Genomic DNA, 11,554 nt, shown 5'->3' on the forward strand with positions numbered 1-11,554 from the left:
ACCGGGCAAATCCGTTCTTCATTCCGTTGCTGGCGGCGTAAAGGACCTGGCCCAGGACTTTCTGGGTCTCTTCTCTGGCCATGGCGGCCATGGTTTCGTTCCGGGCTTCCAGATACCGGCTTACATTCTCTCCGGCTTCTCCCCGGTCTCCTTCCTTCAGCAGGGCATGGGCCCGGGCGGCCACTTTGTTCTGGTACCGTTCGATCAGATTGGCGCAGGCGCCGAAATGGGCATCGGCCAGGGCCCCGATCAGTCGGTTAGCCCAATAGAACTGATTGGAATCCGGTTCTTCTCCCGTAACCGCCAGATAGTCCGGGGTCTTGTCCACATTGGTGTAGAAAGGCACAAAGGCATTGAACACATTGCATCCTTCGGCGATCCATTCCACGGCCCGCCGGTTTTCCGGCAGGTCCGGCCGCAGCTGGGTGAGAGCCAGGAAGTTGGTCCGGTTGATGCCGATGGGACGGTATTTCCCCCGAAGGCTCCCGTCCCCTTTGTGGCCGTAGGGATCGTAGGGAGTCCCCTGGTAGTGGCTGCTGAGGATGTATTTCACGTCTTCCACAGTCACCTTCCGGTCCGGTTCCACGGACCAGGGCAGATCGTCGTCTTCCGGATGGAACGGCGCTTCCGGTCCTTCCCACTGGACACTGAAGGGAGTCAGGCACCGGAGCATGTACCAGGCCCGGGGTGTGTTGTAGGTATGGTCCGCATCATCGTGGCTGCCAAAGGCGGACCGGCAGTCAAAGGCCGTATCTTCCGCCACCGGCCCTTCCCGGTCTTCCGCAAGGGTCAGATCCAGGTGGTTGTCTTCAATGAATTCCGCCAGATCCCGGGAGCACAGGTTGTCCTTTCCCTGGTCCAGGGCGTCCGCCAGGTCCAGGAAATCGATGCCCTGCTGGTTGGGCATGACCACCGCCTCGTCGTCAGGCACCCGTTTGGCGATCCAGTGATGGCCCCCGATGCTTTCCAGCCACCAGATTTCATTCACATCCTGAAACCCGATGCCGTTCATCTCATAAGTGCCGTACTGTTCCAGCAGGCTCCCCAGCCGCAGCACCCCTTCCCGGGCAGACCGGATATAGGGCAGCACCAGGGTCAGCAGGTCCTCTTCGCCAATGCCTCCCGGCACCAGGGGATCCGCCCCCAATACCCGGGGATTGGAGGTGATGGTTTCCGTTTCCGTCATGGCCACATTGGCGGCGTTGATCCCCGCTTCTCCCCAGATCCCTTCCGTGGCCTGGGCATTGGGCATGGCCGTATAGCGCAGAGGATTGTCCGGGAGTTCGATTTCCACTTGGGAAATCACGCTTTTGTAGTGCCGGGGCTGGTCCTCCGGCCGGACCACGATGAACTTCTTGGCGGTAAACTGTCCGGAAGGAGAATCCTCGTTCCGGGCCATCATGGTGGATCCGTCAACGGTTGCATTCTTTCCTACTAATAATGTGGTACAAGGCATTGTTCTGTCCCCTTTCCTGTCTTCTTCTTATTTATTGTAGCAAGCTAACCGGAGGAATGCAATCTTACCGACTTTTACACCCGCCTTGCTTTTCCCCTGATTCTCTTGTATAATGCCAAATGTATACAAAACGATTACAGGAGGGATTTTCTCATGAACCATCCCCTGCTCCACCAGCCCATCTCCCTGGGTTCCCTGACCCTGAAGAACCGTCTGGTGCTGCCTCCCATGGCTACAGAAAAATCGGATGAGGGCCAAGTGACCCAGGCCCTTGTGGATTATTATGGAGATATGGCCCAGAGCGGGCCAGCCCTGATCATCCAGGAACACTGCTTCGTTGCTCCTGAAGGCCGGGCCAGTGTCCATCAAATTGCCTTTGATGAAAGGGCGGATCTGGACGGATTGAAACGGATCACCGCCGCCGTCCACCAGCATCATGTCCCCATCCTGGCCCAGCTGAGCCATGCAGGCAGTGCAGCCCATAAGGCCCTGACAGGACAGGAGCCTCTGGGGCCCAGCGCCGTCCTGAACCCGGCCCGGACCGCTTCCGCCTACGGCCAGCCGGAACTGCCCCGTCCCATGGGGGAAAAAGACCTGGTCCGGGTGCGGGACGCCTTTGCCGCAGCCGCCCTCAGGGCCCGGGAAGCCGGCTACGACGGAGTGGAGATCCACGCTGCCCACGGGTACCTGCTGAACCAGTTCTATTCTCCCCTTACCAACAAACGGACGGATGCCTATACCGGAAGCACCCTGGAAGGCCGTACCCGTTATCTCCGGGAAGTGATCCAGGCTGTACGGGCCGCCGTCCCGGCTGATTTTGCGGTGACCCTGCGGTTGGGAGGCGGAGACTACATGGAAGGCGGCTCCCGGCCGGAAGAACTGCCCCAGGCTGTAGAACTGCTGCAGCAGGAAGGCCTGGACGGCATCAGCCTGTCCGGCGGCCTGTGCATCTTTTTCCGTCCCGGCCACCCGGAACCCGGTTATTTTGCAGAACTGTCCCAGGCCGCCAAAGAAACGGCCCGGATCCCGGTGCTCCTTACCGGAGGCATCGTCACAGGAGATCAGGCAGAACATTTCCTGGCCACCGGTCAGGCCGATCTCATAGGACTGGGCCGGGCCGCCCTGAAAGACCATCAGGTGTTCCGGAAGATATTGGAAGAATAGCAAAGGGGCTGCTGCACGCATATTTTTCACGTGCAACAGCCCCCTTTTTCACACCCTTTTCCCGTCAATGAATACCGCTACCGGATCCTGGATCACCACGAAGGGCTTGTCCTTCCAGATGACCAGGTCCGCGTCCTTGCCGGGAGCCAGGTTCCCTACCCGGTTTTCCACCCCCATGACCCTTGCCGGATTGATAGTCACCGCTTCCAGAGCCCGTTCATAGGGCATCCCTTTGGCAATGGCCAGGCCGGCGCATACAGGCAGGTATTCCAGGGGAATCACCGGCGCATCGGTGATCAAGCACACATCCCGGCCTTCCGCCAGCTTCACCACATTTTCGAAACTCTTCCCGTGGAGTTCCACCTTGCCCCGATGGCCCAGGGTAGGTCCCAGCAGCAGAGGGATTTCCGGCCGTTTCCGGAGGAAGTCCAGCACCTCGGCTCCGCAGGTCACGTGGTCCAGGGTGAATTTCAGGTGGAATTCATCGCAGATCCGCACAGCCGTCACAATGTCAATGGCTTCATGGCAGTGGATCTTCAGGGCCTTTTCCCCACGGATTACCGGGATCATAGGTTCCAGTTTCATGTCGAATTTGTGGTTGGGGTCTTCTGCATAGGCTTTGGCCTGGAACAGGAAATTCCGCAGAGTGGCGGCAATCCCCATCCGGGTGGTTTCATACCCTTTCTTGGGGTTTTCCCCCAGAGCACATTTCATGGCAAAATAAGGATCCAGCACCATGTCATCGATGACATCCCCTACGGTCTTGATGCAGGCGTACTGGCCGCCAATCACGTTCAGGGACCCGGGACCGCTGGCACAGGTGGTGATACCGGCTTCCCGGGCTTCTTTCACGTTCACACTCTGAGGATTGATGGCATCGATGGCCCGCATTTCCGGGGACAGGATACTCTTTTTTTCGTTGTGGTCGGAATAGAATTCCCCCTGGGAATCCGCCTTCAGCCCCAGATGGGTATGGGCGTCCACCAGGCCGGGCGTCACATACATTTCCTGGACATCCACTTCCACCTCTTCTTCGGCGTCGATGTGGGGAGCGATCTGGGCGATTTTCCCCTCCCGGATCAGGATGTCATAGATTCCCCGTTCCGTACCGGGGTTCAACAGATTGGCATTGCGGATCAGCATATTATTTGCCTCCTTGGTATCGTTCATCGTGAGTCGTTCATCGTTGGTCGTTGTCCCTCCGGGGAAACCCATCCACCGTCCTTCGGACGGTCCCCTTCCCAGCAGGACTCTTCACTCTTTACTCATCCCTCTTCACTCAGATATACAGCGTCACCCCCGGCCCGATGGGCAGGCCCAGGACCATCCAGACGATAAACATGGTGGTCATGGTGGCCAGGAGCACCATGGAATAGGGAATGGTCAGGGAGAAGATGGTCCCCATACCGATGTCCCTCTGTTCCGTTTCTCCCGGACGCAGGGGAATCAGCCCTTCACTCTGGTATTCTTCCAGGAGCCCGATGATCACCGGCAGGGCCGAGTGCAGCGGGGAACAGATGTTGGTGCAGGAATCCCCGATCCGGTAGGCCAGCTGGGCATAGGCCGGATGCACGTGGAGGATGGCAAACATGGGCACCACCATGGGGGCGATCAGCAGCCATTTGGAAGAACCGCTGGTCATGAAGGGGTTCACCAGGGTGGTGACAAAGATCACCATCAGACACAGGGGCAGCACCCCTACGTCGGCCCCTTTCAGCACTTCCGCCCCGGCAATGGCCACAATCTTGAAGATGTTGGACTTGTTCACCATGTCGATGAACACACAGGCCATAAAAGTGGTGGTCATGAGAGGAATGGCGGTTTTCAGCCCGGCGTTCAGGATGCCCGCCAGGTCCCGTCCTTTCTTGATCTGTCCGGTGGCAAAGGCATAGGGCATGCCGGTGCTCACAAACAGGAAGGCGATGATCATGGTAATCCCCTGGAACAGAGGAGATTTGGGCAGGAAGCCTCCCTGGGGATTCCGGAGGATGGCACCGGAAGGAACGGTTAGAAGGGCCATCACCGCCACAAAGAACAGGAAGCCGTACCCGGCCCATCGAAGGCCTTTTTCCTGTTCTGGAGAAGGTTTGTACTGTTCCAGAAGGGACCGGTCCACGATGCCTTCCCCGTCCCCTACCATTTTACACACAACCTTCTCGGTAAACAAGGTCAGGGTAATGGCCAGGAAGAAGGTGGCGGACGCCATGAAGAAATAGTTGATGGCCGGGTTGATGGCCACCGGCAGGCCCATTTGTTCCACGATGTTTTCCGTGATCCCGGCCAGCAGGGCATCCGTGCCGGCCAGGAACAGGTTGGCGGTAAAGCCCCCGCTGCAGCCCGCATAGCCCAGGATCACCCCGATCAGGGGGTTCCGTCCCATGGCGTGGAAGATTACGCCCCCGATGGCCAGGGAGAAATACGTCCCGGCGTCGCTCATCAGGTTGGCGTTCACCGCCATAAAAGCCACCGCAAAGGTAATCAGGGATTTGGGAGCCTTCAGCAGGTATTTTTTCATCAGGCTTTCAAAGAAACCGGTCTTGTCGATGAAAGCCGTGGTGGCCATCATGATCAGTGTCAGTTTCAGCGGTGTGTACCCCACATAGATATCCGGATACTTGGTAATCAGATACCGGAAATTGTCCGCTGAAAGAAGATTGACCACTTTTACGGTCACTTCCTTCCCCGCAGCTCCAGCGGTTTTGGAAGCGCTGTAGTAGGTGATGCTGGTCCCCAGCTGACTGAAAACAAAGGATAAAATAAGGACTGCCACCAGAAGGATACCAAACAGGATAAAGGGATGGGGCAGTTTGTTGCCGCCTTTTTCGATGATGTCGATCAGGCGGTTCATGAGAGATTTCTTTTCTTTTGCCATGGGATCACCTCGAAGCAGAATATTGTCGACCCCATTATAAGGGATAAAAAGTTGTCTGTCTAGTCTGAATTTTTTGTGTTTACGGTATTTTCCATTATTTTATAGCAAAGAAAAGAATTTGTGAAGAGTTCCATAGAAAAGATGGAATCCTGTCCGTTTTACAGGGACAAAAAAGAGACCGAGGCTTACCCAACGGTCTCTGCCATCTTCACTTTCTCCGCCACCTGCTCCCCGGTCAGGTTGGACAGGGCATCCAGCAGACGGATGTGGAAGGTGCCCAGCCCAGGACAATCCTTGGCGGCTTCTTCCCCGGCAATACCCAGGACCGCTGTGCCCAGGGCCGCGGCGGCCAGGGAGGATCCACAGGCGTGCCAGGTGCCTGCCAGAGCCCCCACCATGCAGCCGGTGCCGGTGAGACGGCCCAGAAGGGGCGTCCCGTTGGCAATGCCGAAGGCGGTCTCTCCGTCCGTCACCAGGTCCACTGCCCCGGTGACCAGGAGTACTGCTCCGTGCTGCCGGGCATACTGGCCGAAGGCACGGGCATCTGCGGCGAAGTTTTCCCTGGTCACCGCATCCGCCGCCCCGGCATCCACTCCGTGGGCATGGGCGGAAAGGCCGCAGAGGGTCCGGATTTCCGAACTGTTCCCCTTGATGATCCCGGGCCGGTTGTGTTCGATGAACTGCTGGGCGTACACCAGCCGAAGGGTGCTGCAGGCTACCCCTACGGCATCCAGCAGGATGGGGATGCCTTTTTCATGGGCCTTTTCCCCGGCGATTTTCATGGCTTCCAGCCGTTCCTCATTGATGTTCCCCAGATTCACCACCAGGGAATCTGCCGCCTCCACGATCTCTTCCACTTCTTGGGGATGGGAGGCCATGGTGGGACTTCCCCCCACAGCCAGGATGGCGTTGGCGCTGTCATTCATGGTGATGGCATGGGTCATGCAGTGGATCAGCGGTTCATTTTCCCGCACCCTGGACATGATGTCCATAAAGGTTCCGGGCAGCTTGCTGATGACTTCCCCGGTCATAGATATTCACTCCCAATTTTCTCTGGAATTCCAACAGGGTCCCGTTCCGGGACAGGATGGTGAGCAGCCCGAAGGCAATGGAACCGCCGATCAGGGTGCCGGCAATGAAGCTGGGCACGTAGAACATCCAGGAAAGGCCAGTGCGGCCCATGAGGATTTCCATTACAGGATAGGACACCATGGCCCCGATGATCCCGGTGCCGATCACTTCACCCAGGCAGGCGGCAATGATCTTGCCCCCGCTGGCCCGGTAGAAGATTCCGGAAAGGGTGGCCCCGAACACCGCCCCGGTCAGGGCCAGAGGCGGGATCCCCATCACCGTCATCCGGATGATGCCGATGAGGGTGGCACACAGGAGAGAATACCAGGGCCCCAGCATCACCGAACAGGTAATGTTGATCAGATGGGCCATGGGGCACATGCCTTCCACCCGGAGAATGGGGGAAATCACAACCCCCAGGCCGATCATCATGGACAAAAACACCAGGCGCAGGACTTTTTGCTGTTTGCTTTCCATAAAAAAACTCCACTCCTTACTGGACCGGTCTGCCGATCCTTCGGGAGTGGAATCGATTCCATTGCCGTATCCATTCCACAGCGCCAAAAAAGATGGCAAAAGCCAATCCTGACGGTCGGTACTGTGGTACCCTCTCAACCCGGCACACGGGCTCCCTCGCTGTAAAATGAATACCGATCCAGGGCGCTCCCCCTCGATCGTTACAAGTATAGCAGATTGGAGGAATTTGTTCAAGGGGAGGGTCGGGCCGACGTATGTGTCAACAAGTTCTCGGTAAATCCTTCATCACAGTATCGTTATTCATTCATGTCCGAAAGTGAAGAGTGCAGAGCATGGGCCCGTAGAGGCCGCACAACCAGCGGCTCGCCAGATGTACGATTCTCTGACCCGAACCAGGAGTGGTCCAGATGTGTCCCCCTGGCAAGGGGGAAGGGACCCGTGCTTGCACGGGTAGGGGGTTCCGCAGGCAAACCCGTCCCGGCCGCCCAGAGGGCAAAAACTTCTATACCCATACACCCGCGAGGGCTCTCCGCCGGGAGGGCAGACCCGTTCGTCCCTGGCGGGAGGCTCACAGCCTATCGCCTTGCCCTGACGGTCAAAGGCTGCGGCTACGGACCAGGAAGCCGGACCCCATCGCCCGCGTGCTCCACCCCAGGAGCGACAACACCCGATGTTATCCCGTAACCAAGGAATCCAGATGTGTCCCCCTGAAAGGGGGAAAGGACCCGCGTCAGCGGGTAGGGGGTCCCCTCCCGGCTCCCGGAGAATCGATGTATACTCGTACAAAGTACCAGCAAGGCCAGAGGCCAAGTCCGCCCTGCAGGGGCGGGGGACCGTTGCGCCTGCGCAATGGTGGTGGGGGCATGAGGTCCTGAAAGGACCGAATACCTTGGCGGGGGTACGGTTCAACCGTCCTGGAATCCAGCAATGAGACCTGCGGATATGAAGATCTTGCTCCTGCCGATCACCCCGCTGTTGTCAATCGTACCTGCAAAATATCGGCTGCCGCCGATGCCCCCACCACCATCCTTGCGGATGGTCCCCCGCCCCTGCAGGGCGGACTTTTGGCTGTGCACCTATTTTATTGTACTGCTGTTGTCTATCGTACCTGCAAAGTATCGGCTATCGCCGATGCCCCCACCACCGTGCTCCGCACGGTCCCCAGCTGCGGCATAAGCGACCACCAACGCCGCTGAAGCGTCGGGTGCCTGCTTATGCCCCTCCCGGGGCGGACTTTTTGGGCCGTGCGGTCCATTGGGGCCTATTCAGCAGGCGGCCGGGCCTGCTGCCCTTACGGATAAGCAAAGGTTCCTCCGGCCGCTGCCAACCTGCTCTGCACTCTTCACTCTGCACTCTGCCCTATTCCAGTCCCTCCCAGCTTCCCCCGCTTCCAGTCTCTCCAGAACAGGGCACCGATCAGCACATCGGCGGCCAGCCAGCTCAGGGGATAGCAGTACATGATGTTCCGGTAGGTGGGGTTGGCGGCATAGACGGTGGCCAGCCACAGGAGCCGGGTGCCCACGATGCTCACCAGCATGGCCAGGGCCGGGGTCAGGGAGTTGCCGAACCCCCGCATGGAGGCGGACAGGCTTTCGTAAATCGTTGACAGGAAATAGAATCCGATGATCAGATGGATCCGCATGACCCCCAGATCCACCGCTTCCTGCTCCAGTCCGAAGATCTCCAGGAAGGGCCGGGCCACCAGGAACACCAGACCGATCAAAACGCAGGTGAACAGGAAGTTCAACGTCAGGCCCCGGCCCAGCACCTTCCGGCACCGTTTCAGGTTCCCCGCCCCGAAGTTCTGGCTGGTAAAGGTGGTAATGGCCTGGCCAAAGGCGATGATAAAGGGATAGGTGTTGATTTCCAGCACATAGGCCGCAGCCGAAGCCGCCATGGCCAGGGCCCCTTCGCTGTTGATGGCGGACTGGATCACCATATTGGACAGATTGAACACCATGCCCTGGATCCCGGCAGGCACCCCCACCCGGAGGATTTCCCGGATGTCATCCAGCCGCAAACGGATGGCTCCCGGATAAAAATGGAGCACCCCGTGTCCATACCGGAGCATCCGCAGCAGCAGCCCGGAACTGACGTAATTGGACACGGCGGTAGCCACCACCACCCCGGCCAGCCCGAACCCCAGGAACACTGCCAGGAAATTCCCTGCAATATTCACCAGGCTGGCGGTGATAAGGGACAGCAGCGGGGTCCGCACATTCCCGTGGCTCCGGTATACGGCGGACAAAAAGTCGTAGAGAGTCATCCCCGGCATGCCCAGCAGATAGATCCGCAGGTAAAATTCCGAAGCAGCCCGGACCTCTTCCGGCACGCCCATCCAGACCATGAGAGGTCCGGCCAGGATTTCCCCCACCACCAGGATGAACAGCCCGGTCAGAAGGGCCATGAGCACGGTGGTGTGGATGGCCTGGGAGGCTTCCTTCAGCCGCCTTCCTCCCAGCCGCCGGGCAATGAGCACATTGGCCCCCAGGGAAATCCCCAGGAACAGATTGACCATGACCCCGATCACCGGAGCATTGTTCCCCACTGCCGCCAGGGCCTCCTTCCCTACAAAGCGGCCCAGGACCATAATGTCCGCCGTATTGAACATCTGTTGGAGGATCCCGATAAGAGCCACCGGGATGGCAAACTGGAACAAAGGCTTTGTCAAAGAGCCTTCCAGCATGTTGATTTGCGAAGCAGCCAAGGCATTGATTCCTCTCTTTCTTGTATCATAGCATTTCTTCTATTATACACTGTACCTGGTAAAAGAAACAGACAGACGCCGTCAGTGGTATATGCCAAAATATCTTCCTATAAATTGTCTGTTCTGGTGTATAATAGAGGAATATTATTACTATTCCCGGCTGAATTTCCAGCTGACGGATCCGGTCCGGCTGCTGGATGAAGCCCTGGCCCGCCTGATTCTGGACGGACAAACCTGATGTTCCGGCAGAAAATCCACCAGCTGACCAGGGTACCCCGCAGGACTCCCCCGAAAATCTAACAAAGACAGAGGGCGGCAGCCACGGACGCCCGCAAAATCATCAATGAACAGGAGAATCTCATAATGAAATTTACCACCTACACCCAACTGCCTCCGGAGGCCAAGGCCCTCCGGGAAGAAGTCTTTTGCCAGGAACAGGGATTCCAGGAGGAATTCGACAGCCAGGATCAGGCCTCACATCACGGTCTCCTGTGGGATGACCAGGGAGAAGCCGTGGGTGTCTGCCGTTTCTTCCCCGGCGAGGAACCGGGAATCTGGATCCTGGGACGGATTGCCGTAAAAAAGCGGTTCCGTGGCAAAGGCGCCGGCAGCCTTCTGGTAAAAGGCACCGAGGCAGCCGTAAAGGAACTGGGAGGAACGGAAATCCGTCTCCACGCCCAGGTCCGGGCTGAACATTTCTATGAGACCCTGGGGTATCGGGCCTATGGACCGGTGGAACCGGATGAAGGAGTCCCCCACCAGTGGATGAAGAAGCAACTGGAATAAAGGGAATAAAGACAGTTCCATGTTTTTGGAAAGGAGAATGTGTGTATGATCCAGGATAAAGATTTCCGTCAGCTGGCGGAGCTTGCACCTTTCGGCACCTATATGGTGACCCCGGACCGGACCATCGTCTATTGGAACAGGGCGGCGGAACAGATTACCGGGTATACGGCAGAAGAGATGATCGGTCTCCGCTGTCCGGAAACAAAGCTGGATCATATGGATGAAAAGGGTCGGCCTCTGTGCAGGACCTACTGTCCCCTGTTGGCCTCCATGGACCAGAAAAAGCCCCTGTCCAAAAAGCTGGTCTTTACCCATAAAGACGGAACCATGGGGGTGATCCAGGCCCATTTTGTGCCTCTTGCTGATGAAAAAGGCCAAATCCGGCTGGTGGCGGAGCAGTTCGAAGAAGTGAGCCTGTTGGACCGGGGAAGCCTGATCATCCAGAATCTGTATTCTCTGGCCTACCATGACACTCTCACCGGCCTGCCCAACCGGAAGTTCCTGGATCCCCTGCTGAAAATGCGTTTTTCGGAGTACCATCGGCTCCATCAGCTGTTTGCGGTGCTGTTTGCGGACATCGACCATTTCCACGATTTCAACGGAAAGTATGGCCACCCGGCCGGGGACCGGATGCTGAAGGCCTTTGCCGACGCCGCCACCCACTCCATCCGGTCCACGGACACCCTGGGCCGCTGGGGCGGAGAAGAATTCATCGGGATCTACCCCATCAAAAACAGATCGGATATCATCCCCATTGCCAACCGGTTCCAGCACATGGTGGAACAGGCTTTCATCCACCACGAAAGCCACCCTCTCCACATTACCATGAGCGTGGGGATCACCGCCGTCCAGGAGGGAGATACTCCGGATTCCATCATCCAGCGGGCAGACAAATACATGTACGAAGCCAAGAACCGAGGACGGAACACCATTGTGCATGATAGGGTGGAATGAAAGGGGGGTGTGAAAAAAATTCACACCCCCGGTGTCTGCCTTTTATCTCCCCGCCAGGGCCGACTTT

The 11,554-nt window shown here is 57.9% G+C and carries 9 protein-coding genes; 3 read left to right on the forward strand and 6 right to left on the reverse strand.

The genetic code is table 11. From position 1 onward, the window contains the following. Nucleotides 1–1,456: C69 family dipeptidase (locus FX155_RS11255; RefSeq protein WP_154488781.1), on the reverse strand; the 1,456-nt coding region annotated here is incomplete at its 3' end. A 153-nt stretch (nt 1,457–1,609) separates the two neighbouring features. Here FX155_RS11255 and FX155_RS11260 point away from each other — a divergent pair. Next, nucleotides 1,610–2,620: an NADH:flavin oxidoreductase gene (locus FX155_RS11260; RefSeq protein ID WP_154488782.1), complete on the forward strand. Its 1,011-nt coding sequence runs from the start codon at nt 1,610–1,612 to the stop codon at nt 2,618–2,620. A gap of 48 nt (nt 2,621–2,668) precedes the next feature. Here the strand turns inward: FX155_RS11260 and FX155_RS11265 are convergent, their stop codons facing one another. The 5 genes from FX155_RS11265 to FX155_RS11285 all read right to left on the reverse strand — a co-directional run bounded on the left by FX155_RS11265 (nt 2,669) and on the right by FX155_RS11285 (nt 9,747). After that, on the reverse strand, nt 2,669–3,763 hold the full coding sequence (locus FX155_RS11265) for an amidohydrolase family protein (protein ID WP_154488783.1): 1,095 nt from the start codon (nt 3,761–3,763) through the stop codon (nt 2,669–2,671). 136 nt (nt 3,764–3,899) lie between these two features. Beyond that, complete coding sequence (locus FX155_RS11270) at nt 3,900–5,492, reverse strand: AbgT family transporter (RefSeq protein WP_022486723.1); 1,593 nt, start codon at nt 5,490–5,492, stop codon at nt 3,900–3,902. Between the two features lie 185 nt (nt 5,493–5,677). Continuing rightward, on the reverse strand, nt 5,678–6,523 hold the full coding sequence (thiM, locus tag FX155_RS11275) for a hydroxyethylthiazole kinase (protein WP_154488785.1): 846 nt from the start codon (nt 6,521–6,523) through the stop codon (nt 5,678–5,680). Beyond that, nucleotides 6,453–7,040: an energy coupling factor transporter S component ThiW gene (gene thiW / locus FX155_RS11280; protein WP_154488787.1), complete on the reverse strand. Its 588-nt coding sequence runs from the start codon at nt 7,038–7,040 to the stop codon at nt 6,453–6,455. Before thiW ends, thiM begins: the two co-directional genes overlap by 71 nt. Before the next feature lie 1,342 nt (nt 7,041–8,382). Beyond that, a complete protein-coding gene (locus tag FX155_RS11285) occupies nt 8,383–9,747 on the reverse strand; it encodes an MATE family efflux transporter (protein ID WP_154488789.1) in 1,365 nt (454 codons plus the stop codon). A 363-nt stretch (nt 9,748–10,110) separates the two neighbouring features. Between FX155_RS11285 and FX155_RS11290 the strand changes: the two genes are divergently transcribed. Next, nucleotides 10,111–10,533 carry a GNAT family N-acetyltransferase gene (locus FX155_RS11290; protein ID WP_022486949.1) on the forward strand — a complete coding sequence of 141 codons (423 nt, stop codon included), beginning with the start codon at nt 10,111–10,113 and terminating at the stop codon, nt 10,531–10,533. A gap of 45 nt (nt 10,534–10,578) precedes the next feature. Next, complete coding sequence (locus FX155_RS11295) at nt 10,579–11,487, forward strand: sensor domain-containing diguanylate cyclase (RefSeq protein ID WP_154488791.1); 909 nt, start codon at nt 10,579–10,581, stop codon at nt 11,485–11,487. Nucleotides 11,488–11,554: the final 67 nt, after the last annotated feature.

It is taken from the genome of Acidaminococcus fermentans (assembly GCF_009696675.1).
Taxonomy (GTDB): Bacteria; Bacillota; Negativicutes; order Acidaminococcales; family Acidaminococcaceae; genus Acidaminococcus.